This is a genomic window from Pyxidicoccus sp. MSG2, assembly GCF_026626705.1.
Classification (GTDB): Bacteria; Myxococcota; Myxococcia; order Myxococcales; family Myxococcaceae; genus Myxococcus.
Genome location: NZ_JAPNKC010000001.1, coordinates 2,085,664 through 2,107,818, shown reverse-complemented (window position 1 = coordinate 2,107,818; position 22,155 = coordinate 2,085,664). Strand labels below are relative to the sequence as shown.

The following is a 22,155-nucleotide window of genomic DNA, read 5'->3' as shown; positions in this document are numbered from 1 at the left end:
CCTGCGCCCGCAGTGGCACGCTGGCGGTGATGCGGGGCATTGGCGAGCTGTCCCGGAGGGTGCCTGCCCTGGCCGCATGGGCTCCGGCCTCGCGAGGCGGGGGCTGCTGGCGGGTCAGCGTGGCGCGTCGGGGCGCGGCGCGGCCGGCGTGCAGAGCGTGCCGTGGGTGAGGCCCGCCAGCCGCTCCCGCAGCACCTTCTCCACCTCGGGGTTTCCCTCGTCCTGGATCAGCTCCAGGGCGCGCTCCTCCGTCTGGATGGCTTCGTCACAGGCTCCGCCGCCCGCCAGCACCATGGCGAAGGTGTCCAGGGCCTGCGTGCTCCATGGGGCGAGCGCGACGGCCCACTGCACCAGCGGGAGCGCCTCCGCGAGACGTCCCTGGGTGACGTAGAGCCAGGCCAGCCCCGTCGCCGCAGGGGCGCTGCGCGGCTCCAGTTCCAGCGCCTTCTTGTAGGCCGCCTCCTGCTCTGCCTGTGCCGTCGCGTCCGCTCCCAGCGCGGATGCCAGGAGCAGCCAGGCCTCGGCCTCGTCCGGATGGGCGGCCACCGCCTCGCGGGCGATGGCGGGCCGCTCGGCCTCGGGCGCCGCGCGCAGCTTCGTGGAGAGGGCGGGCAGTCCCTTCGGGTCCAACCGGAGCGCTTCGTCCAGCTCGTCCTGCGACAGCTTGCGCCGGTTGTGGATGAAGGGCTCCCGGTGGGCCATGTGGGCCCCCAGCGCCGCCAGCTTCGCGCGGATGGCGTGGACCTCCGCATGCTCGACGACCTCTTCCAGGAAGGCCGTGCCCACGGTGGGCACCGGCACCGTGTGCTCGCGGTAGCGGCGGTTCCTCAGGTAGTCGAGCAGCACGGCGTCGAGCGTGGCGGAGCGCAGCTCGGGCAGCGCCTGCCGCTGGGCCTCGTCGGGCGCGACGCCCTTCGCCAGCAGGGCCTGGTACGCGGCGAGCTCGCGGGGGCGCTCGTGGTAGAGCCAGTGCACGAGCAGCCAGCTCGCCGCGTACATGGCGCCCAGCTGCCGGTCGTCCTCGCGCGACTCCAGCGAGGAGTCCCACGAGAAGACGCGCTGCATCGTCCAGTCCCGCTTCTCCGGACGCGCGCGCACCACCCGATTCAGGAGCACCCCCATGTCCTGAATGGCCTCGAAGTGCGGCGCGCCCACCACCGCCGTCTTTCCGTCCTCCGACAGGCGCAGCGTCTCCAGGAACTCGGCCAGGCCCTCGGAGAGCCACCGGGGCTGGCGCAGCAGGGCGTAGGTGCTCAGGAAGTGGGCCAGCTCGTGGTTGAGCCGCGAGGACGAGGCCTTCGACAGCCCCGTGAAGCGCTGCTCCCATGAGTCGGGCGGGCCCGGCAGGACGATGAGGGCCTCGGTCTCCGAGCGGAAGAAGAAGGCGCGCACGCGCCGGGGGTAGAGGCCCTCGAACTCGTCGGGGTCCGCGAGGACGTAGACGCGCACCTTCGCCATCGGCCGGGCCAGCGCGTCGGGCCACATCGCGGCGAGGATGGCGACGCGCGTGCGCTCCAGCGCGCCCATCGCCTTGCGCGCCTCCTCGGGCGGCAGGTCCGTCTCCAGCGTGTAGTGGTCGCTGTCCAGCCGCACCCACGCGCGGCCACCCTCGGCGGGGCAGCGGGTGAAGCGGGGGCCCACCACGCAGGCGAGCTGGGACGAGGCGAGGACGGCGAGCAGCGCTCCCATCGCGAGGCCGTGACGCACGTCGGGCTCTCTCTTCTCCGCCAGGGTCTGGGGGCCCCGGTCCGTCGGGTTGGGAGCAGGAGCCTGACGTGACGGCCGCTCTCCGACAAGCGGCGGGCGGCGCGCGCGTTCAGCGACGGGCGGCGCGGACCATCTCGATGTGGGGGATGCCGTCCTCGTCGTACACGTCGCCTTCCGCGTGGAAGCCGAAGCCCTCGTAGAAGCGCTGGAGGTAGTGCTGGGCGGAGATGCGGACGTCCGCCGCCGGGAAGTCCGAGTCCAGCCGGGACAGGCCGCGCGCCACCACCTCACGCCCCAGCCCGCGTCCACGCGCCCGGGGCGACGTCACCACGCGGCCCAGGCTGCTCGCGCCGGGGAACTTCACGCCCGGGGGCAGGATGCGCAGGTAGGCGGCGAGGAAGGGCGCCCCCGCCACGTCCTCGTACGCGAGCAGGTGGAGCGACGCACCGTCCAGCCCGTCCACGTCCTGGTAGATGGAGCGCTGCTCCACCACGAACACCTCCTGCCGCAGGGCGAGCAGTGCGTACAACTCGTCGAGCGTCAGCTCCGGGAAGGTCTTCCATTGCCAGCGCAGCATGGGCCCGCGTGTAGCACGGCCAGGGCTCCGGGGCCCGCTCGCACATCGTGTCGCGCCCGCGCCGTCCAGGCCGGCCACCTGCCGCGCGTCTTCCCCGGGCGGCCGCGGCACGACCTCGCGGGGAGGTAGGTCCAGGCAGACATGGTCTTCCGGCTCCATCTGGTGTTGAGATTCGTCTTGATGGACAACCTGGTTACCCCTGTAGAGAAGGTTTCTCCTGTCAATCGCTGGCTGGTGTGGCCGAGAGTCTTCTGGCTCGCGCTGGGCGCGGCGGCGCTGATGTCGCTGACGGTGTTCCAGGTGGGGCTCTTCGGTGACGACTTCATCTACCTCGGCATCCTGTCGGGGCGGGTGCCGCCGGCGCCGCTCGCCAACCACGCGTTCGACCTGTACCGCTTCATCCCGGGGGACCCGGCCATCACGATGCCGCTGGTGGAGAAGGGCATCTTCCCCTGGTGGACGCAGCCGGACCTGAAGCTCGCCTTCTGGCGGCCGCTGAGCAGCGCGACGATGGTGCTGGACCAGGCCCTCTTCGGGGAGAACCCGGCGGCGTTCCACGTCCACTCCATCCTCTGGTACCTGGCGCTGGTGGGCGTGTTCGCGCTGCTGATGCGGCGCACGCTGGCCGGGGCGGTGGGGGCCGTGGCGCTGCTGCTCTTCGCCATCGACGACTCTCACGCGGCGCCGGTGGGCTGGTGGTGCAACCGCAACGCGGTGGTGGCCACGCTGCCGGCGCTGGTGGGCCTGTGGCTGCACATGGAGTGGCGCGAGCACGGCCGCCGGTGGGCCGCGCCCCTGTCGGTGCTGGCGTATGTCCTGGGGCTTGCGGGCGGGGAGACGGCGCTGGGCGTCCTCGCGTATGTGCTCGCCTACGAATTGCTGGGCGCGAAGGGGCCGTGGCGGCAGCGGCTGCTGTCGGTGGCGCCCGCGGCGGTGCTCGCGCTGGGCTACCTGGCCCTCTACAAGAAGCTGGGCTACGGCTCCTTCGGCTCGGACCTGTACGTGGACCCGCTGTCGCAGCCGGCGGCGTGGCTGGCCGTGGCGGCGGTGCGCATCCCCGCCATGCTCTGGGGGCTCTTGCTGAGCATCTCCACGGAGCTCACCCTCCAGTTCGAGGGTGGGGATGGGTTCGTCATCGGCGTGGGCCTCTTCGCCGCCGCGTTGGTGGGCGGGCTGCTGCGCGCGGTGTGGCCGTACCTGTCGGAGGACGAGCGCCGGCACTCGCGCTGGCTGCTGGCCGGGGCCTTCCTGGCGCTGCTGCCGGTGGCCGCCACCATCCAGGGCGACCGGCTGCTGCTGGTGCCGAGCGTGGGCGCCGCCGCCATCATCTCCCTGGTGCTGACGCATGTCTGGCGCAACCGGGCGCGCTCCACGGGCTGGCGCGTGCTCACCGGGGTCGCGGGCCTGCTGGCCGTCACGCACGTCCTGCTGGCGCCGGTGGGCTGGTACACCGTCACCGGCACCATGGCGCACATGACGGGGAGCGTGGAGCGCGTCTACGCGCAGCTCAAGCACGACCTGGACGTGGCGGCGCTGCCCGGCCAGCGCGTGGCGGTGCTGACGCTGCCGAACCCGAACCTGTCCCTCTACACGTCCATTGCGTGGTGGGCGCGCGGCAACGTGCTGCCCCGGGCGTGGTGGACGCTGTCCTACGCCGTCGAGATGCCCACGCTCACCCGGACGGGGCCCAACTCGCTGGAGCTGGCGCTGGCGCATGACCGGTACTTCGAGACCCTCTCCGAGCGCGTCCACCGCAGCGAGCGCTTCATGCTGAAGCAGGGCGACGAGGTGAAGCTCGACGGCGCGACGGCGAAGGTGATGGAGGTGGATGCCCGCGGCATCAAGCGCGTGGCCTACACCTTCGACGTGCCGCTGGAGGACCCGTCGCTGGTGCTGCTGCAGTGGAAGGACCGGGGCCTGCGGCGGGTGGTCATCCCGCCCGTGGGCACGCCGGTGGTCCTGGACTACGGCGCCCTGCCCACGTCGGGCTCGGCGAGCGCGGCCAGCAGTCCCCAGTGACGTCGGCGCGCGGGCTCACGCGGCCTGTCGTGGCGGCAGCCCGTTGAGCAGCTCGTGCAGCTCGGCCACGCGCTGCTCGTGGCCGGGAAGGGCCTGGAGGATGTCGATGGCCCGCTGGAGCGCGACGCGGGCGGCCTCAGGGTTGTCGTGCCGCAGGTGGATGCCGGAGAGGTCCTGGAGCAGCGCCACGAGGAAGGCCTTCCCGGCACCGGCGGCGTCTTCCAGGCGTGCCATGGACTCCTGGAGCAGGTCGTAGGCCTCCGGGTGGCCGCGCTCGAGCAGGGCGAGCGAGGCCTGGTGCAGGGCGAGCGCCTCCGCCAGCCGGTCCTGCTCCGCGTCCGTCGCGGCCACGGGCGCTCCGGCGGGGAGGCCCTGCCCGGTAAGCGCGTGGTCCAGGAGGGTGAGCACCTCGCCTCCCAGCTCTTCCGAGAGCTTCACCGGGTCGCTGAACAACGTCAGCGCCGGAGTGTCCTCCACGGGGCGCCGCCCGGGGAGGCCCGCCACGCGCTGCACGCGCTCGGACGGGGGCGGGTGCGAGTCGTACGCATCCACCGGGCGGGCGAACAGCTCCTCCTGGATGCGCGAGCGCAGCAGGGCCGGCGTGCCGCGCGCCGTGGCCTCGACGGTGCGGTACAAATCCTTCGAGGGACGGCCGGCCTCGCGCAGGCACGCGGCCACCGTCACTCCGCGGTGGAAGGTGTCCCCGGACTCGACGGTCTTCAGCAGCGCCCGGGCGAAGGTGTCCCCGCCGTAGGCCAGCGCGGAGACCCGGTCCGCCAGCAGCTCGCGGCGTCGGGCATGGCCGGCGGTGACCTGCAGGTAGACGGAGAAGTAGGCGCGCAGGAACCAGAACACGGGGCTGAGGGCGGCCCAGCCCAGGGTCTGGATGCCGTGAATGGTGCGCACCACCTGCGTCTGGATGCGGCCGATGATGGGCGTCAGGCGCGTCTCGCCGTGGGAGAAGTGGCCGTACTCGTGGGCGAGCACGGCCTTCAGCTCGGACACGGTGAGGCCGCGCACGGCGCCCAGGCCCAGGTGGAGGATGCGCTCGCCGCGCCCCAGCAGCACCTGGAGCCGGCCGCCGTCCTCGCGTACGCAGATGCCGACGCCCGGGAACAGCAGCACCCTGTCCACCTCACGGGCCCCGGAGACCTGGGCCACCTCCGCCAGCGCCAGGAACAACGCGGGGGCCTCGGCGGGGGCGAGCGTCCGGCCCTCGTCCGGCTCGGAGGTGCTGACGAAGAGGCCCCGGAGGATGGCGACCAGCCCGCCGAAGCCGATGATGCCGATGAGGGCCATCAACTTCACGGAGAGGACCGGCAGCCGGAGCAGCCCGTAGAAGAGCCCGCCCGTCATCACCAGCGTCAGCGCGAGCAGCATCGGCACGGACACGTAGAACAGCAGCGAGGCGTACCAGAGCACCGCGCTGTAGAGCCGGTCCACGCGTCGCTCGGACGGCGTCTGCTCCGCGCGTAACAGGTGGACATGCTCCGAGCGGAGCTGCCCGAGCTGCACCGACGACAGCGCGCGCCCGGCGCCCCAGGTGCCCAGCAGCGACAGGCCGAGGAACAGCGCCATCCCCAGCGGCACCTGCCACGCGAGGCGGACGCGGCGCTGGTGGGTGAGCGCTGCTTCCGTGGGGGGCCGCGTCACCGTGTCCGCGCCGGGCGCCGGGGCCACCGCGTCCTGCCCGACGACGCCCGTGGCGAGCAGGCGGCGGGACAGGGTCGCCTCGTCCATGGGCCTCACCACCTCGCGGCGGTGGACGTGCTCCGGCGGCTCCGCTCCCGGTGGGGCCTGGGCGACGAAGAGGGCGACGGCGACGAAGGCGTACATGGGAGCCCGCTCGGGAAGGCCCCCTTTTAACACGGGCCGTCAGGGGCCCGGGCGGGGCAGGTGAGCGGGCGTCCGGCGCCGGGAGGGCCGCATCATTATATGTCTCGCGCGATGACGTCTTCGCTCGAAGCCCTGCCTGCCCCCGAAGCGACCGAAGGCGTGGAGACCCTGGTGCGGCTCCTGCGAGGCCGCCGCACGGTGGTGCTCACCGGCGCCGGGTGCAGCACCGAGTCAGGCATCCCGGACTACCGGGGGCCGGGGACGCGGGCCCGCGCGCGCAACCCCATCCAGCACCGCGAGTACCTCACCCGGCCGGAGATTCGCGCGCGCTACTGGGCGCGGAGCCTGCTCGGCTGGCCGCGCTTCTCCTCGGCGAAGCCGAACGCCGCGCACCACGCGCTGGCCCAGATGGAGCGCAACGGCCTGGTGCCGGGGCTCATCACCCAGAACGTGGACCGGCTGCACCATGCCGCCGGCAGCTCGCGCGTCATCGAGCTGCACGGAGCGCTGGCGCGTGTGCGCTGCCTGGACTGTGGCGCGCAGGAGGCGCGGGTGGACCTGCAGGAGCGGTTATTCGCGCTCAACCCGGACTTCGCCCACCACGTGCTGGAGCTGCGGCCGGACGGCGACGCGGAGCTGTCCTCGGAGCTGCTCCAGTCCTTCCACGTCCCCGCGTGCCTGCACTGTGGCGGGACGCTGAAGCCGGACGTGGTGTTCTTCGGCGACAACGTGCCGGCGCCCACGGTGGAGGCGGCCTTCTCGCTGGTGGAGGAGGGCGACGCGCTGCTGGTGGTGGGCTCGTCGCTGGCCATCTTCTCCGGCTACCGCTTCCTCGTGCGCGCGTCCGAGCGCCGCATGCCCATCGCCATCCTCAACATCGGCGAGTGCCGGGGCGTGGAACTGGCGGACGTGCGCGTGGAGGCGCGAGCCGGAGACGTGCTGCCCCGGCTCTCGGAGGCGCTGGCGCGGGGGTGAGATACCCGCGCCGTTCGGAAGCGCCGGAGGGACCCGCGCGGCTGGCGGGCCCCGGCGCCGCCGCTCAGAACCGCAGCCGGTAGTACAGGGACTTCGGCCGCGTCAGCGAGTCGAAGCCGAGCGCACTCAGCGTCATCCCGCGCCCGGAGTCCTTCACGCCGCTCCACGGCAGCGCGGGGTCCAGCGAGTCGCAGCGGTTCATGTAGACGGTGCCCGCCTCCAGCTGGCGCGCCATCCGGTCCGCACGGTCCCTGTCCGACGTCCAGACGCTCGCGGTGAGCCCCAGGCTGGATGCGTTCATCCGCGCCAGGGCTTCCTCGTCGGAGCTGACGGAGGCGATGGGCAGCAGCGGCCCGAAGGATTCCTCGCGCATCACCTTCGCATCCGCGCTCACGTCCTTGAGCAGCGTCGGCTCGAAGAAGCGGCCCTTGCCGTTCACCTGCGTGGGGCGGCCGCCGCAAACGAGCTTCGCGCCCCGGCGGGTGGCGTCCTGGACGAACGCCTCCAGCTCCGCCGGGTGCCACGGCTGGGCAATGGGGCCGAGCGTCGTCTTGTCGGACTCCGGGTCGCCCAGCACATACGCGCGCACCAGCGGCTCCACCGCGTCCACGAAGCGCGCGTACAGCGACTGGTGCACGTACACGCGCTCCACCGCGCAGCAGCTCTGGCCGGCGTTGTACATGGCGCCGTCGACGATGTTCTCCACCGTCTTGTCGAAGTCGCAGTCCGGTGCGACGTAGGCCGGGTCATTGCCGCCCAGCTCCAGGCCGATGTGCAGGAAGCGGTCCTTCGCCGCCGCCTGCATCTTGTGCCCGCCGAGCACCGAGCCGGTGAACAGCACGTGGTCCACCCGCGCGTCCCCGACGAGCTTCTCCGTCGCGGCGTAGTCCAGGAAGATGGCCTGCACCGTGCCCTCGGGCGCGCCCGCCTCGGCGAAGGCGCGGGCGAAGTGCTCGCCGCACAGGGGCGTGCGCGGCGAGTGCTTCACCACCACGGCGTTGCCCGCGAGCACGGCCGGCGCCACCGCATTCACGGCGGTGAGCAGCGGGTAGTTCCACGCGGGCAGGTCCAGCACCACGCCGAGCGGCTCCTTGGCAATCCTCCGCTCGAAGCCGTCCTTGGGCGGCAGGACGATGTCCGCGAGCGACCCGGCGGCAATCGATGCCATGTGGCGCAGCCGTCCCGCCATGCCGCCCACCTCGCCGCGGGCCTGCGAAAGCGGCTTGCCCATCTGCCGGGTGATGTCGCGGGCGATGGCGTCGGCGTGCTTCTCCATCACCTCGCAGGCGCGCAACACCAGCTTCACGCGCGCCTCCACGCTCATCGCACGCAGCGCGCGCGAGGCGCTCCGGGCGCGCTCCAGCACGGAGTCCAGCTGGGCGGGAGAGGTGGGCTCCACCGACGCGGCGACGTCGCCGGTGTACGGGTTGTCGACGATGTGTGTGCTCATGGGGACCAGGAAAGCCGACGGACGCGGGGAGCGTCACGGCCCGGAGAGGGGGAGAGCGCGCTTTACGACAGAGCGTGACGGGCAATTGTTATCGGCCCATCGCCCCAGGGGCCGGGCATGATGCGCCCTGCCGCCGCGCCGCCTGGAGGGCAGCCGGGCAGAATGGCCCCTCTCGTGAGCCCGCGGCGTGGCCGGGGAGCGTCATGCACTTCGTTTCGAAGGTCGACGGGCTGGACTACGTGGTGGTGTTGGACGGGCTCGCGCTGTCGTCGTGGTGCCTGCCCGACGAGGTGGTGTCGGACCCGGACATCCACGCGTCGAGCGAGGGCCTGCTGTCCACCGATGGAGCGGGCAGGCTCGTGCTCGCCTGGGACGACAGCCATGACCGCAGCCACCTCGTGGCGGTGGACACGCTGGAGCGCGAGGCGCGCTACGCCCGTTTCAAGCTCAAGCCCTCGTTGCTCGACGCCTCGGGCGAAGCGCTGCTGCGGGTGATGGACCTCGGCGCGCCCTCGATGCTCGAGCGGCTCACCCTGAAGGCAGAGCCCGCGGGCTCGCGGCCGCTCCCGTTCCCGGAGGAGGAGCCCGTGCTGCTGTCCACGGAGTGGAATGCGCCCCGCTGGTCCCGCCCCAGGCATGCGGGCCGGGGCGGGCTCGTGGCCACCCTCGGAGGGGACGGGCACGCGCTGCTGACGGACTTCCGCGACTTCGATGCGCCGCGGGTGGTGGCCTCGGCCCGGCTGTGGGTGCCTCCCACGTGGGATGTGTGGCTCACGCCCTTCGAAGATGCGCTCGGCATCGTCGCGCACGACGTCGTGCACGGGACGGCTACTGTGTGGCGCGTGTCCGGCCGCGACGTCTTCGAGCGCAAGGGGCTCCCCGCCCTCACGATGCCGACCTTCGCCACGAAGGACGTGTTGCTCACCCAGGTGTCCGCCGATGCGCTCCAGCGGGTGTCACTTCACGAGGGCACGTCGCGCACGCTCCGGCTTCCCGCCACCGGACGCGAGACGGGGCTGGCGGCCCACGGACCGGGGACGCCCATCGCCAGCGGTGACGTCACCGCGTTCCTCCCCTGGCATGGCGAGAGCCTCTTCCTCTTCGACGCGGAGACGGACGAACCGTCCGAGGTGTCGCGCCTGCTGTCCGAGGACTCGCGCGAGCTGCGGCGGTACGTCCTGGAGCAGGTGCGCCTGGCGAACGAGGCCGCGCGCTCCACGGGCACCCGCTTCGAGCTGAAGGCGCTCGACCTGACGCCGAAGCACCACCACTACGCCGTGAGCCTGTCCGCGCACGGGGGAGACGGAAGCCTCTGGGCGCGCACGGTGGCGGGCGCGCTCCTGGGCCTGCACTCGGAGCTGCTCGGGAAGGAGTTCGGGCAGTGGCGGTCGGGAGCCATGAGCTCCCCGCACATCCCGGAGCAGCGCTGCCCCACCACCAGCGCGGACGAGGTGGCGTCCATCCTCGGGCGCATGGACCACCACGGGTTCCGCCTCTCCGGCCTCACCACCATCATCAACGAGCTCTACGAGCGCCTCCTCATGTCCAGGTGGAGCGTGGAGGCCGCCAGGCCACCCCTCACGGATGACGCCGCGCGGATGTTGCTCCAGGTGTTCCTCACCGGGCTTGCGTCGCCGTCTCCCGTCAGCCTCACGCAGCAGGTGGAGCGGTGGCGGCAGGCCCCCATGTCCATCCCCGAGCTGGCCGCGCAGGTGCCACGCCTCCACCCCTCGCACGCGCGCCCAGGGTCCAAGCTGCTTGTCGCGCTCGCGCGGCTGGCCGCGGTGCACCTCCAGGCGAGAGCGGGGCCGCTCCTCGACGCCCTGGCGAAGGACGCGCACCCCGACCACCTCACCAGCGCATTCCACGACTTGAGGGAGGTCCACACGTGGTGGGCCGGAAAGCACCCTGCGTCCGGGCGCTGATGGCCCCCACGGACGCTTCCGTGGAAGTTTCCAGCCATCCTGATGAGAGACCTGGAAAGAGCGACACCCCCGGAAACTTTCTCTCTCTGATTTCGAGAATCGGGTCCAAAGCCCTGCGTTCAACCCCCCGGGGCACGAAGGACCTTCCGTGACCACGATCAACGTTTCCCGTGGCGACCGCCTCAGCGCGATTGCCGCCCGCTACAACACCACGGTGGAGAAGTTGGCCAAGGCCAACAACCTCGCGGACCCGAACAAGATCCAGGCGGGCCAGAAGCTCGTCATCCCCGACGGCTTCGAGAAGCCGGCCGCGCGCGGTGGTGGCTCCAAGCCCGCGCCGGGCGGCGACAACTTCGCGGCCACGTCCGCGAAGAAGGGCCCGGTGAAGGACGACGACGGCCGCAAGTTCCCCACGTCGCGTGACGGCACGCCCATGTACCGCCAGGGCGACCCGCAGTGGGGCTCGCGCCGGCTGGGCAGCAGCTCCAGCCTGGCCGCCGCCGGCTGCGCGATGACGGCCACCGCGATGGCGGTGAGCAAGATTACCGGCAAGGTCATCAACCCCGGCGAGATGGACGCGTACCTGGACAAGAACCACGGCTACTCCGGCAACGCGCTCATCTGGGGCTCGGCGGCGAAGATGGGCGGCCTGGGCGCGGCCAAGCAGGCGTGGAGCCTCAACACCATCAACAAGCAGATCGACGCCGGCCGTCCGGTGGTGGTGGGCGTGGACCACAGCCCGGGCAGCAACGGCGGCGCCAACGGCACCGACCATTGGATCACCATCACCGGCCGCGGCAAGGAGAACGGGAAGACCGTCTACTACGCCAATGACCCGGCGACCGGGAAGGAGATCACCCTGCGCACCAACGGCAGCCAGCTGGTGGGCGGCCCGAGGCCCTACAGGACCACGGGCGAGCTGGTGACGTTCTCCGGCGGCAACCCGAAGCCGGGTGGTCGCCCGCCGGATGGCACGGACGGCCCGAAGCCCTCGGACCCGAAGCCTCCGCAGCACGGCTCGGTGAAGGGCATGGCGCTGCCGGGCAGGGATTTGGAGAAGGGCGCTCACGGAGCGGCCGTGGAGCAGCTCCAGAAGGCTTTGGTGAAGGGCGGCTACATGTCCCAGGCCGAGATGAACACCGGCCCGGGCACGTTCGGCCCGCGTACCGAGCAGGCGCTCAAGGACTTCCAGAAGGCGAACGGCGTGAAGAACACGGGCTACTACGGCCCGCTGACCCGCGCGGCCTTCGAGAAGCTGGGCGCCAAGGTGGGCGGCAGCACCTCCAAGGGCGCCGCCGAGGGCCCGAAGGGGACGGACAATGCCGGGCCGGCGAAGGGCAACAACGACCTGAGCGGCTTCACGTCCAACAAGTACGACGGCATCATCAACGACATGTCGAAGAAGTACGGCGTGCCCGCGCGGCTCATCAAGGCGGTCATCCAGCAGGAGTCGGCGTTCAACCCGAACGCCACCTCGGGCGTTGGCGCGAAGGGCCTGATGCAGCTGATGCCGGCCACGGCGCAGGAGCTGGGCGTGAAGGACCGCACGGACCCGCGCCAGAGCATCGAGGGCGGCACGAAGTACCTGGCCCAGCAGCTCAAGCGCTACAAGGGTGACGTGCGGCTGGCACTCGCCGCGTACAACGCCGGCGCGGGCAACGTGGACAAGTACCACGGCGTACCGCCGTTCAAGGAGACGCAGAACTACGTGAAGAAGATCACCGGTTGGTACAACGGCGCGGGCCCGGCGGCCTGATTCACACGCGGGTTCGAAGCACTCCGGCCCGGTCACCTCGCGGTGGCCGGGCCGCTGTCTTTCGCCCGTCCTCGCGCCGGTGTCACTGGCTATGCGGCCGCCTGTGAAACCAGCAACTCCTCGAGCTTGTCGTAGCTCGCCGCCACGCCGCGCTCCATCGGCGTCTTGAGAACTGCTTCGAGGGCTTCCTTCGAGGCGTAGCGCATCGTGCTGGTGACGGTGGTCTTCCCGTCCTGCTCGACGAAGGTGAGGGTGCCCACCGCTTCCCCAGGGTACCAGGCATCGTCGAACACCTCGGTGCTCACGATGCGCTCGCCGGGGACGATTTCGCGGTAGACGCCGCGCATCCCCAGGTTGCCGCCACCCTGTCGGCTCCAGACGAAGCGGTAGCCTCCGCCCACCTTCAGGTCGACCTCGCAGACGGTCATCGACCAGCCGTTCTGGATTCCGAGCCATCGCTTGAGGAGCTCGGGCCGGGTCCAGGCGTCGAAGACCATTCTGCGAGGCGCGTTGAAGACGCGCGTCATGACGAGGTCCCGGTCGCCCTCGGTCGCGAGACTCAGCTTCCCTACGTTTCGTGGGGTCATTTCTTCTTCCTCCGCTTGTGGGGCTCTGGTGCTTCCTGGGTCTTCAGTTCCTCCAGCACGGCATCGAGATGCTCGAAGTTCGCCTCCCAGTACCGGCGGTAGTTCTCCAGCCAGGCGTTGGCCTCCGCGAGCGGTGTGGCCTCCAGGCGACGGGGGCGCCGCTGCGCGTCGATGCCGCTGGAAATCAACCCCGCGCGCTCGAGCACCTTGAGGTGCTTGGAGATGGCGGGCTGGCTCATCGCGAACGGTTCGGCCAGCTCCGCCACCGACGCCTCACCCGAAGCCAGCCGGGCGAGGATGGCCCGCCGCGTGGGGTCCGCGAGCGCGGCGAAGGTCGCATCGAGGCGAGCAGACGTCAGCTGTCCATGACTCGTTGGTTTCATAACCTGATGGTTATTTATGGCCATGACATGTCGGGCGTCAACCCCCCGGCCTCCGCATCCGTCGTGCGAGTCCTGGCCCGGGCCTGCCGAGCCCCGGCCCCCGGCCGCCCGCCAGCCGGAAGGAACGTTCCTTCCGCCGTTCCGTCGCCCGGGCGGACCGGAAGGAACGTTCCTTCCGCCAACCCGGCCGCCTGCGGGCCGGAAGGAACGTTCATTCCGCCGGTCCGCCGCCCGGCAGGGCCGCGTCTTCCCGCGTCTTGCGCGAATTCCGGGCGGTAGGCTGGTGGCGCCATGTCGAGCCCCGCCGAGTCCCCCCGCCGCTTTCACGACGAGCCGCTCATCGTCATCGTGCGTCATCTGCAAGGGGCGCTCGGGGCGGGGAGCGTCCGCATCGAGGTCCCCGACCCGGACCTGGGGCGTGGGCGTTATCCAGGGGAGCGCGTGGGGCCAGGGGACGGGCTCGTCCACCGGCCGCTGCGCAGTTGGTGTGACCTGGCTGACGGGCTCTCTTGCCGGCTGCTCACGCCTCGCCCGGTGGATGGCACGCACGTGGCGCTCACCTTCGAGCGGCTCGGCTCCGAAGCCTCGTGGCACGCGGGAGGCGAGGAGGTAGAAGAGGGACTCGAGCCCCGGGAGCGGTATGGGACGGCTTCCGAGTTCGCGCGGGTGCGCAAGCTGGAGGACGCGGGATTCCTCCTGCCGTGGCTGGAGGTGCTCGGGCGCATCCATCTGCCCCCGGGCGCGAGGGTGCTCGACCTCGGGGTGAATCGGGGAGACGAGCTCGCGGCCTTCGCATGGCTCGAAGGCGCGCCGGACGTCAGCTTCGTCGGCGTGGACCATGGCGCCAGCGCGCTCGAAGAGGCGCGCGCCCGCTTTCCCGACACGCGCCACCGCTTCGTCCTCGCGGACCTCAACGCGCTGCCCGAGGACCTGGGCCGCTTCAGCCTCGTCGTGTCGGTGGGCACCTTGCAGAGCCCCGGCGTGGATGACCACGCCCTGCTGCGCCGACTGGTGCAGCAGCACCTGGAGCCGAGGGCCACGCTCCTGCTCGGCTTCCCCAACTCACGCTTCCGGGACGGAGAGGTGGTCTACGGCGCGCGCGTGCGCAACCTGCGCGAGCCGGACCTGTCGCTGCTGGTGAAGGACCTCTCCTTCTACCGGCGCTACCTGCACCAGCACGGCTTCCGCACCTTCCTTGGCGGGAAGTACGACCTGCTGCTCACCGCGGTGCGCGGCGGCGAAGACTGAGCCGCCGCGCCCGGCACGTGTGCTCAGGCCGCCTGGGTCGCGGTCCCCTTCGCCGGCACCGCCGGGACATGGCCCGCCCGCACCACGAAGTCACCGAAGCCCTCGCCCGGCTTCCGCTCGCGTGAGTACTCCGCGAACAGCGGCTCCAGCGCACCGAGGATGCCGTCCTCGTCGATATTCTCCCGATACAGCCGGTTCAGCCGCTGGCCGCGCGCGTCGCCACCGAGGTGGAGGTTGTAGCGGCCCGGCGCCTTGCCCACGAGCCCCACCTCCGCGAGGTACGGCCGCGCGCAGCCATTCGGGCAGCCGGTGATGCGCAGCAGGAGGTTGGCGTCCCGCAGGCCATGCGCCACCAGCCGTGCCTCCAGCTTCTCCACGAACGCGGGCAGGTAGCGCTCCGCCTCGGCCATGGCCAGGCCGCAGGTGGGCAGTGCCACGCATGCCAGCGCATTCCTTCGCAGGGGGCTGGCGCTCCGGAAGCCGTCCAGCCCATACCGGGCCACCAGCGCGTCGATGGACTCCCTGGCCTCGGCGCGTACGTTCGCGATGACGAGGTTCTGGTTCGCCGTGAGCCGGAAGTCGCCCTGGTGGATGCGGGCAATCTCCCGCAGGCCGGTGAGGTGCGGCGCCCCGGGGTGGTCCGCCACGCGGCCGCTGTCCAGGTGCAGCGTCAGGTGCCACTTCCCGTCATGCCCCTCCACCCAGCCGAAGCGGTCGCCGTTGTGCTCGAACGCGAATGCGCGCGCGGGCTGCAGCGCGAAGCCGAGCCGCCGCTCCAGCTCCGCCGTGAACCACGCGACGCCGCGCTCCTCCAGGACGTACTTCAGCCGCGCGTGCTTGCGGTTGCCGCGGTCCCCGAAGTCGCGGTGAATCTTCACCACCTCCTCCGCGACGGCGAGCGTCTTCTCCGGAGGGATGAAGCCGACCACGTCCGCCAGCCGTGGGTACGTGGCCGCGTCCCCGTGCGTGGCGCCCATGCCGCCGCCCACCGAGACGTTGAAGCCGGCCAGCTCTCCGCCCTCCAGGATGGCGATGAAGCCCAGGTCCTGCGCGAAGACGTCCACGTCGTTGAGGGGTGGCACCGCGACGGCGGTCTTGAACTTCCGGGGCAGGTAGGTGGCGCCGTAGATGGGCTCGTCCTCGCCGCCGGCCACCTTCTCCTCGTCCAGCCAGACCTCGTAGTAGGCGCGAGTCTTCGGCAGCAGGTGCTCGGAGACGCGCACCGCCCACTGGTACACCGTCTCGTGGACGCGCGAGTCCACCGGGTTCGGGTTGCACAGCACGTTGCGATTCACGTCGCCGCAGGCGGCCAGCGTGTCCATCAACGCCTGGTTGATGCGGGCGATGGTGGGCTTGAGGTCGTCCTTGATGACGCCATGGAGCTGGAACGCCTGCCGCGTGGTGATGCGCAGGGTGTGGTTGGCGAACTCCCTCGCCAGCGCGTCCATGGCCAGCCACTGGGCCGGCGTGCACACGCCGCCGGGCAGACGCGTGCGGAGCATGAAGCTGTAGGCCGGCTCCAGCTTCTGCTGCCGGCGCTCCTCGCGGATGTCCCGGTCGTCTTGCTGATAGCTGCCGTGGAACTTGATGAGGCTGGTGTCCGGCGTGGCGATGGCGCCCGTCACCGGGTCCACCAGGCTCTCCGCCAGCGTGCCGCGCAAGAGGCGGCTCTGCGTCTTGATGTGCTCCACCTCGGACAGAGGCTTGGACTGGTGACTCATGTCGTCGCTCACGAAGGGAAAGGGTCAGTAGACGTCGCGCAGGTAGCGCCGCTGCTCGCGCAGACCCTGGAGCCAGGCCTCCGCGTCCTCACGGCTCTTCCCGCCGTGGGTGGAGACGATGTCCAGCAGCGCCGCGTGGACGTCCGGGGCCATGCGCTGGGCGTCACCGCAGACATAGAGGGAGGCGCCGCCGTCCAGCCATTCGTAGACCTCGCGCCCGGCCTCGCGCAGGCGGTGCTGTACGTAGACCTTCTCCGCGCGATCTCTCGAGAAGGCGAGGGACAGCCGATGCAGCGTCTTCTTCTTCAGGGCCTCCTGCCACTCCACCTGGTAGAGGAACTGCGTGCGGAAGTGCTGCTCGCCGAAGAAGAGCCAGTTGCGGCCGCGCGCGCCCAGCTCCGCGCGCTCCTGCACGAAGGCGCGGAAGGGCGCCACGCCCGTGCCCGGGCCAATCATCAGCACGTCCTTGTCGCCATCCTCCGGCAGGCGGAAGCGCTCGTTGGGTTCGATGAAGACGCGGACCTTGTCCGTCCCGGCCGCCCGCGCGGCGAGGTAGGACGACGCGGCGCCGAGGTGCCGCGTGCCGAAGGCCGTGTAGTCCACCACCGACACCGTCAGGTGCGCCTCCGCGCCCACGCGCTTCGGGCTGGAGGCAATCGAGTACAGCCGCGGCGCCAGCTTGCGCAGCGCCGCGACGAGCTCCGCCGCACCCCACGGCGCCCGGTGCGCGCGCAGCAGGTCGATGACCTGGTGGCTGGCCAGCAGCGCACGGAAACCCTCCGCGCCGGATGGCTCCAGCAACCGCTTCAGCTCCGCGCTGCCCGCCAGCGCTGCGTGGCGCTCCAGGAAGGGCCGGTTGAGCTTCGTCAGCTCCAGTTCCTCGCCCAGCCACTTCGCCAGCGGTAGCGTGCGCCCGTCCCGCTTCACCTCCGTGTCCCCGTCCAGCTTCAGCTCGGACAGGAACGCGTCCACCAACTCGGGCGGGTTGTGCGGCCACACGCCGAGTGCATCGCCCGGCGCGTACTCCAGGCCCGAGCCTTCGAGCGACACTTCCACGTGCCGCACGTCCTTGAGCGCGCCCCGGCCGGTGATGCGCTGGTTGACCAGCACCTCGGCGGCGAAGGGCGCTTCCTTGCTGGACGTCGGCGTGGCAGCCGCGCCGCGCAGGGGGACGACGGCCGCGATGGGGGGGGCCTGGGGCTCCAGCGCCTCGCGGGCCCGGGCGAAGGCCTGGTCGAGCCACCCCGTGGCCACGGGCTCGAAGTCCACGTCGCAGTCGGCGCGCTCCAGCAGCCGGGTGGCGCCCAGTTCCGTGAAGCGCGCGTCGAGCGCGCGGCCCACCTCGCAGAACTTCGGGTAGCTGGAGTCGCCCAGTCCCAGCACCGCGAAGCGCAGCCCCTCCAGCTTCGGGGCCCGCTTGCCCAGCACGTGTTCGCAGAAGCCGCGCGAGTCGTCCGGCGGGTCTCCATCCCCCTGCGTGCTGATGACCACGCAGAGCAGCTTCTCCTTCGCCAGCTCCCGCAGGGGGTAGTCACTGGCGCGGAAGAGTCGAGCTGGCAGCCCGGCGGACTCCACCTGGTGCTTGAGCCGCTCCGCCAGCAGCCGGCTGTTCCCCGTCTGCGTCCCGTAGACGATGGTGAGCGGCACCGCCGGAGCGGCCGCGGGCGTGGCGGACACGGGCGCCGCCACGGAGACCGGAGCGGAACCGGGCCGCGAGGCCAGTCCCGCCGCATAGCCGCTCAGCCAGTGCAGGGCCGCCGCATCCAGGCCCTCCACCAGCTTGAGCAGCAGCGCGCCCTTCTCGTCACCCAGCAGCGGGGTGACGAAGGGTGGCGCCACGGGGCGCGAGGCCCCTCCTGCCGACGACGGACTCACTTCACGTTCTCCCCGAGCGCCAGGACGCGCTCCACGTGCTGCTTCGCGTCCTCGGACGCATCCAGTTCCAGCCACGCCACGCCCGCGTCGCGAGCCTCCGCGCGGAGGACTCGCCGCGTCTGTGGCGCCTCGGTGTGCACCAGCGCCACCAGCCCCGCGCCGGCCAGCCCGAGCGCCACCTCCACGTCACCCGCGACGGTGGCTACGTGCCGGCCCTGGTCGAACAGGCTCCGTTCCAGCTCGAAGGCACGCGACGCAGCCCCCGGCGAGGACGGCAGGAGGACGATGGCCCCAGGCTGCCCCAGCCGCGCGCGCCGCTCGGCCGAGGAGACGAGGGACGCCTCCACCGCGCCCCGAGTCCCCGTGTCCGCCGGCCCCAGCACCATGCCCGCGCCCACCGTGTCGTGCGTGAGGGCGTCGATGATGATGAAGGCACCGGTGCGCCGGTTGTCGCGGTACGGGTCGGCCAGCAGTGGCCGGCGGCACACCAGCCGCACCTTGCCGATGTCGTTGAGGGACAGCGCCTCCGCGGGTACCTCGGACAGGTCCTCCAGCTCCTTGCGCCAGAGGATGCGCTCCACCTGCGCGGGCGCGGTGCGCGTGGCCTGCTTCACCAGGTAGCGGCGCGAGACGTCCAACGGCTGCTCCCCGAACCACACCAGCATCGCGTCGAGCTGGTGGAGCGCGAGCGGCGGCTCGTCCACGTGGGACAGCAAGTCACCCCGGCTGGCGTCCACCTCGTCCGCCAGCCGCAGCGTCACGGAAGCCGGCGCGGACGCCTCCTCGAGTGGTCCGTCGAAGGTGTCGATGCCCGCCACGCGCGTGCGGCGCCCGGAGGGGAGCACCTGCACCTCGTCACCCACGCGCACGGTGCCGGAGGCCACCTGGCCGGCCAGCCCGCGGTAGTCCTGGTGCGGCCGGAGCACGTACTGCACGGGGAAGCGGAAGGCGGCGTTGTCGAGCCGGCGCTGGTGGGGCAGCGACTCCAGCCACCCGAGCAGCGTGCCGCCCTCGTTCCACGGCGTCCTCGCACTGGGCCGGGTGATGTTGTCGCCCCGGCTCGCGCTGACGGGGAAGAGGCGCACGCCCTCGAAGCCGAGCGTGTACGCGAAGTCCGCCAGCTCCTGGCCGATGCGCTCGAAGGTGGCGCGGTCGAAGCCGACCAGGTCCATCTTGTTCACCGCGACGGCCAGGTAGGGGATGCCCAGCAGCGAGGCGATGTACGCGTGCCGGCGCGTCTGCGGAAGCACGCCCAGGCGCGCGTCTACCAGGATGACCGCCGCATCCGCCGTGGAGGCGCCGGTGGCCATGTTGCGCGTGTATTGGATGTGTCCCGGCGTGTCCGCGATGATGACCTTGCGCTTGCCCGTGGACAGGTAGCGGTAGGCCACGTCGATGGTGATGCCCTGCTCGCGCTCGGCCTTCAGGCCGTCGGTGAAGAGGGAGAAGTCCAGCTCCTCGTCCTCGGCTCCGGCTGCCGCCCTGAGGCCCTGGGCGAGCACCTCCGGGGGCACCTCGGTGCGAGCGGCGGCGCGCTTGGCGCTGGCCTTCTTCACGGCGGAAATCTGGTCCTCGAAGAGGCCGTCGCACTCGTAGAGGAGCCGGCCGATGAGCGTGGACTTCCCGTCGTCCACGGAGCCCACGACGACGAGCCGCAGCAGCTCGCGGCTGGAGTGCTCATCGAGGAGCCGTTGCACGTCGGGCTGGGGAGGTGTCTGCAGTGCGGTATCCATTAGAAGTAGCCCTCGCGCTTCTTGAGCTCCATGGAGCCCTCTTCGTCGTGGTCGATGAGACGGCCCTGGCGCTCGGACTGGCGGGCGTTGACCATCTCGTGGATGACGGCCTCCACCGTGGTGGCGGAGGACTCGATGGCGCCGCTCAGCGGGTAGCAGCCGAGCGTGCGGAAGCGCACCCGCCTCAGCGAGGGCTTCTCGCCCGGGCGCAGGCGCATGCGCTCGTCGTCCACCATCAGCAGCGTGCCGTTGCGGTCGATGACGGGGCGCTCGGCGGCGAAGTAGAGCGGCACCACCGGAATGCGCTCGCGCAGCACGTAGTGCCACACGTCCAGCTCGGTCCAGTTGGAGAGGGGGAAGACGCGCATGCTCTCCCCGGCGTCCACGCGGCCGTTGTAGAGGTTCCACAGCTCCGGCCGCTGCCGGCGCGGGTCCCACTGGCCGTGCCTGTCGCGGAAGGAGAACACGCGCTCCTTCGCGCGGGACTTCTCCTCGTCGCGGCGCGCACCGCCGAAGGCCGCGTCGAAGCCGTGCTGCGCCAGCGCCTCCAGCAGCGCCTGCGTCTTCATGGCGTGGGTGTACTTCTGGCTGCCGTGGTCGAAGGGGTTGATGCCCTCGGCGAGCGCGCGGCGGTTCTGGTGCACGAGGAGTTTCAGCCCGTGCCGGGCCACGAAGGCGTCGCGGAAGGTGTACATGTCCCGGAACTTCCAGGTGGTGTCCACGTGGAGGAGCGGGAAGGGCAGGGGCGCGGGGTGGAAGGCCTTGCGCGCCAGGTGCAGCAGCACCTGCGAGTCCTTGCCGATGCTGTAGAGCATCACCGGGTTGGCGAACTCGGCCACCGTCTCGCGCAGGATGTGGATGCTCTCCGCCTCCAGTTCCGCCAGGTGCGTGGTCCTCGCCAGCGTGTTCTCACTCATGGCCACCCTCCGCCTTCAGGGGCACCGGGTGCCCATTCATCGTTGAACCGCGTGCCACCAGCGACGGCAGCCGCGAGCGCAGCGCCACCACCTCGCCCACCACCAGCAGCGCCGGGGAGCCGATGGCGGCCCGCCGCGCCTCGAGGGCGATGTTGCCCAGCGTGGCCTCCACCACCCGCTGGTGCTCCCACGTGCCCGCCTCCACCATTGCCGCAGGCGTCGAAGCGGCCCGGCCCGCCGTCACCAGGGCGCGCACCGTCGCTTCCAGTCGGTCTCCCGCCATGAAGAGCACCAGCGTCTGGGCCCTCGCGAGGAAGTCCCAGTCCGGCGCGCCGCCCACGCGGTGCGCGGTGGCGAACGTCACCTCTCCGGACACGTCCCGGTGGGTGACGGGGATGGCCGCCGAGGCCGTCGCGGCGATGCCCGCGGACAGGCCGGGCACCACCTCGTAGGGAATGCCGGCCTTCTCCAGCGCGAGGGCTTCTTCCGCGCCGCGGCCGAAGACGAACGGGTCTCCGCCCTTGAGGCGCACCACCTGACGGCCCAGCAGGGCCTGGGTGATGAGCACGGAGTGGATGTCCTCCTGCCGCACGGACTCGCCGCCGCCTTCCTTGCCCACGTAGATGAGGCGCGCGCGGGGACGCGCGTGCTCCAGCACCGCGGGATGGACGAGCCTGTCATGCACCACCGTGTCCGCTTCTCTCAGCAACCGCGCCGCGCGCAGCGTGAGCAGCTCCGGGTCTCCCGGGCCTGCTCCCACCAGGAACACGCGTCCCTGCACCTGCTCTCTCATGTCGTCTCTCCCGATGACTTCAAGGTCTTCAGCGCCGCGCGGAGTCGGACTCCCGCGGCCTTGCGCTCGCCCCGTGCCAGCAGCGCGCCGATGTCTCCCTCCACCAGCCCCTTCAAGAGCCGCTGGCGCTCCACGCCCGCGGGCAGGCGGCGGCGCAGCCACCCGCTGAGCCGCGCCAGCCACACGTGGTGCGGTGCCACCCGCGCCGTCAGCTCGCGGCGCAGCAGCCGGGCCACGGCGGGCGCCTGGCCGGCGGTGGAGATGGCCAAGGTGATGGGGCCCCGGCGTCCCACGGAGGGCAGCGTGAAGTCGCACAGCGCTGGCACGTCCGCCGTGTTCACCCAGATGCCGAGCGCCCGCGCCTCCGCCGCCACGCGAGGGCCCACGCTCGTGTCGTCCGCGGCGGCGAGGACGAGGTCGTGCCCGCGTACGTCGCCGGAGGCATAGGGGCGGGCGAGCCATTCGAGGCGGCCCTCGGTGGCCAGGGTGCGCAGCGTGGCGGTGGCCTCGGGGGCGACGACGCGCAGCCGGGCGCCGGCCTCGAGCGCGGCGAGGGCGCGGCCCTCGGCGATGGTGCCGCCTCCCACGAGGAGGACGCGGCGCCCCTCCAGGCGGAGGCAGACGGGGTAGTCGATGGGGTGGCTCATGGCGCG

Annotated in this window: 17 protein-coding genes; 5 read left to right on the top strand and 12 right to left on the bottom strand. The window is 71.7% G+C overall.

Going from position 1 to position 22,155, the window contains the following annotated elements; genetic code table 11:
* Positions 1-114: 114 nt before the first annotated feature.
* Positions 115-1,707 carry a tetratricopeptide repeat protein gene (locus OV427_RS07455; protein ID WP_267855409.1) on the bottom strand — a complete coding sequence of 531 codons (1,593 nt, stop codon included), beginning with the start codon at positions 1,705-1,707 and terminating at the stop codon, positions 115-117.
* 109 nt (positions 1,708-1,816) lie between these two features.
* Complete coding sequence (locus OV427_RS07450) at positions 1,817-2,284, bottom strand: GNAT family N-acetyltransferase (protein ID WP_267855408.1); 468 nt, start codon at positions 2,282-2,284, stop codon at positions 1,817-1,819.
* 180 nt (positions 2,285-2,464) lie between these two features.
* Here OV427_RS07450 and OV427_RS07445 point away from each other — a divergent pair, with 180 nt between their 5' ends.
* Complete coding sequence (locus OV427_RS07445) at positions 2,465-4,303, top strand: hypothetical protein (protein WP_267855407.1); 1,839 nt, start codon at positions 2,465-2,467, stop codon at positions 4,301-4,303.
* 15 nt (positions 4,304-4,318) lie between these two features.
* Here the strand turns inward: OV427_RS07445 and OV427_RS07440 are convergent, their stop codons facing one another.
* Entirely contained in the window at positions 4,319-6,139 is a 1,821-nt protein-coding gene (locus tag OV427_RS07440) for a M48 family metalloprotease (protein WP_267855406.1), read from the bottom strand.
* Between the two features lie 111 nt (positions 6,140-6,250).
* Between OV427_RS07440 and OV427_RS07435 the strand changes: the two genes are divergently transcribed.
* Positions 6,251-7,114, top strand: coding sequence for an NAD-dependent protein deacetylase (locus OV427_RS07435; RefSeq protein WP_324290053.1), 864 nt, complete (start codon positions 6,251-6,253; stop codon positions 7,112-7,114).
* Positions 7,115-7,178: 64 nt separating this feature from the next.
* Here OV427_RS07435 and OV427_RS07430 read toward each other — a convergent pair whose 3' ends face one another.
* Positions 7,179-8,564 (bottom strand): aldehyde dehydrogenase family protein, encoded by a 1,386-nt coding sequence (locus OV427_RS07430; RefSeq protein ID WP_267855404.1) that lies wholly within the window; start codon positions 8,562-8,564, stop codon positions 7,179-7,181.
* A 203-nt stretch (positions 8,565-8,767) separates the two neighbouring features.
* Here OV427_RS07430 and OV427_RS07425 point away from each other — a divergent pair, with 203 nt between their 5' ends.
* Complete coding sequence (locus OV427_RS07425) at positions 8,768-10,489, top strand: hypothetical protein (RefSeq protein WP_267855403.1); 1,722 nt, start codon at positions 8,768-8,770, stop codon at positions 10,487-10,489.
* 148 nt (positions 10,490-10,637) lie between these two features.
* The gene (locus OV427_RS07420) at positions 10,638-12,245 is read left to right on the top strand and encodes a transglycosylase SLT domain-containing protein (protein WP_324289943.1); all 1,608 of its coding nucleotides are present in this window, start codon (positions 10,638-10,640) and stop codon (positions 12,243-12,245) included.
* Positions 12,246-12,334: 89 nt separating this feature from the next.
* Here OV427_RS07420 and OV427_RS07410 read toward each other — a convergent pair whose 3' ends face one another.
* Both OV427_RS07410 and OV427_RS07405 read right to left on the bottom strand, forming a co-directional pair.
* Complete coding sequence (locus tag OV427_RS07410) at positions 12,335-12,832, bottom strand: SRPBCC family protein (RefSeq protein WP_267855402.1); 498 nt, start codon at positions 12,830-12,832, stop codon at positions 12,335-12,337.
* Complete coding sequence (locus OV427_RS07405) at positions 12,829-13,215, bottom strand: ArsR/SmtB family transcription factor (protein WP_267855401.1); 387 nt, start codon at positions 13,213-13,215, stop codon at positions 12,829-12,831. The genes OV427_RS07410 and OV427_RS07405 overlap by 4 nt, the downstream gene beginning before the upstream one ends.
* A gap of 291 nt (positions 13,216-13,506) precedes the next feature.
* Between OV427_RS07405 and OV427_RS07400 the strand changes: the two genes are divergently transcribed.
* Positions 13,507-14,463 carry a class I SAM-dependent methyltransferase gene (locus OV427_RS07400; protein WP_267855400.1) on the top strand — a complete coding sequence of 319 codons (957 nt, stop codon included), beginning with the start codon at positions 13,507-13,509 and terminating at the stop codon, positions 14,461-14,463.
* A gap of 23 nt (positions 14,464-14,486) precedes the next feature.
* Here the strand turns inward: OV427_RS07400 and cysI are convergent, their stop codons facing one another.
* Genes cysI through OV427_RS07370 form a run of 6 tightly spaced genes read right to left on the bottom strand, consistent with a single transcriptional unit; the run spans position 14,487 to position 22,149 of the window.
* The gene (cysI, locus tag OV427_RS07395; RefSeq protein WP_267855399.1) at positions 14,487-16,184 is read right to left on the bottom strand and encodes an assimilatory sulfite reductase (NADPH) hemoprotein subunit; all 1,698 of its coding nucleotides are present in this window, start codon (positions 16,182-16,184) and stop codon (positions 14,487-14,489) included.
* 24 nt (positions 16,185-16,208) lie between these two features.
* Positions 16,209-18,023: an assimilatory sulfite reductase (NADPH) flavoprotein subunit gene (locus tag OV427_RS07390; RefSeq protein WP_267855398.1), complete on the bottom strand. Its 1,815-nt coding sequence runs from the start codon at positions 18,021-18,023 to the stop codon at positions 16,209-16,211.
* 32 nt (positions 18,024-18,055) lie between these two features.
* The gene (locus tag OV427_RS07385; protein WP_267855397.1) at positions 18,056-19,792 is read right to left on the bottom strand and encodes a GTP-binding protein; all 1,737 of its coding nucleotides are present in this window, start codon (positions 19,790-19,792) and stop codon (positions 18,056-18,058) included.
* Positions 19,792-20,709, bottom strand: a complete 918-nt coding sequence (gene cysD / locus OV427_RS07380; RefSeq protein ID WP_267855396.1) for a sulfate adenylyltransferase subunit CysD — start codon at positions 20,707-20,709, stop codon at positions 19,792-19,794. The genes OV427_RS07385 and cysD overlap by 1 nt, the downstream gene beginning before the upstream one ends.
* A complete protein-coding gene (gene cobA, locus OV427_RS07375; protein WP_267855395.1) occupies positions 20,702-21,502 on the bottom strand; it encodes a uroporphyrinogen-III C-methyltransferase in 801 nt (266 codons plus the stop codon). Before cobA ends, cysD begins: the two co-directional genes overlap by 8 nt.
* Positions 21,499-22,149 (bottom strand): precorrin-2 dehydrogenase/sirohydrochlorin ferrochelatase family protein, encoded by a 651-nt coding sequence (locus OV427_RS07370; RefSeq protein ID WP_267855394.1) that lies wholly within the window; start codon positions 22,147-22,149, stop codon positions 21,499-21,501. Before OV427_RS07370 ends, cobA begins: the two co-directional genes overlap by 4 nt.
* Between the last annotated feature and the right edge of the window lie 6 nt (positions 22,150-22,155).

Bases quoted from the DNA above. Each gene is read 5' to 3' on its own strand.
- cobA (WP_267855395.1), bottom strand. From the start codon at position 21,502: ATGAGAGAGCAGGTGCAGGGACGCGTGTTCCTGGTGGGAGCAGGCCCG.
- OV427_RS07410 (WP_267855402.1), bottom strand. From the start codon at position 12,832: ATGACCCCACGAAACGTAGGGAAGCTGAGTCTCGCGACCGAGGGCGAC.
- OV427_RS07450 (WP_267855408.1), bottom strand. From the start codon at position 2,284: ATGCTGCGCTGGCAATGGAAGACCTTCCCGGAGCTGACGCTCGACGAG.
- OV427_RS07400 (WP_267855400.1), top strand. From the start codon at position 13,507: ATGTCGAGCCCCGCCGAGTCCCCCCGCCGCTTTCACGACGAGCCGCTC.
- cysI (WP_267855399.1), bottom strand. From the start codon at position 16,184: ATGAGTCACCAGTCCAAGCCTCTGTCCGAGGTGGAGCACATCAAGACG.
- OV427_RS07425 (WP_267855403.1), top strand. From the start codon at position 8,768: ATGCACTTCGTTTCGAAGGTCGACGGGCTGGACTACGTGGTGGTGTTG.
- cysD (WP_267855396.1), bottom strand. From the start codon at position 20,709: ATGAGTGAGAACACGCTGGCGAGGACCACGCACCTGGCGGAACTGGAG.
- OV427_RS07405 (WP_267855401.1), bottom strand. From the start codon at position 13,215: ATGAAACCAACGAGTCATGGACAGCTGACGTCTGCTCGCCTCGATGCG.
- OV427_RS07370 (WP_267855394.1), bottom strand. From the start codon at position 22,149: ATGAGCCACCCCATCGACTACCCCGTCTGCCTCCGCCTGGAGGGGCGC.
- OV427_RS07435 (WP_324290053.1), top strand. From the start codon at position 6,251: ATGACGTCTTCGCTCGAAGCCCTGCCTGCCCCCGAAGCGACCGAAGGC.
- OV427_RS07430 (WP_267855404.1), bottom strand. From the start codon at position 8,564: ATGAGCACACACATCGTCGACAACCCGTACACCGGCGACGTCGCCGCG.
- OV427_RS07385 (WP_267855397.1), bottom strand. From the start codon at position 19,792: ATGGATACCGCACTGCAGACACCTCCCCAGCCCGACGTGCAACGGCTC.
- OV427_RS07440 (WP_267855406.1), bottom strand. From the start codon at position 6,139: ATGTACGCCTTCGTCGCCGTCGCCCTCTTCGTCGCCCAGGCCCCACCG.
- OV427_RS07445 (WP_267855407.1), top strand. From the start codon at position 2,465: ATGGACAACCTGGTTACCCCTGTAGAGAAGGTTTCTCCTGTCAATCGC.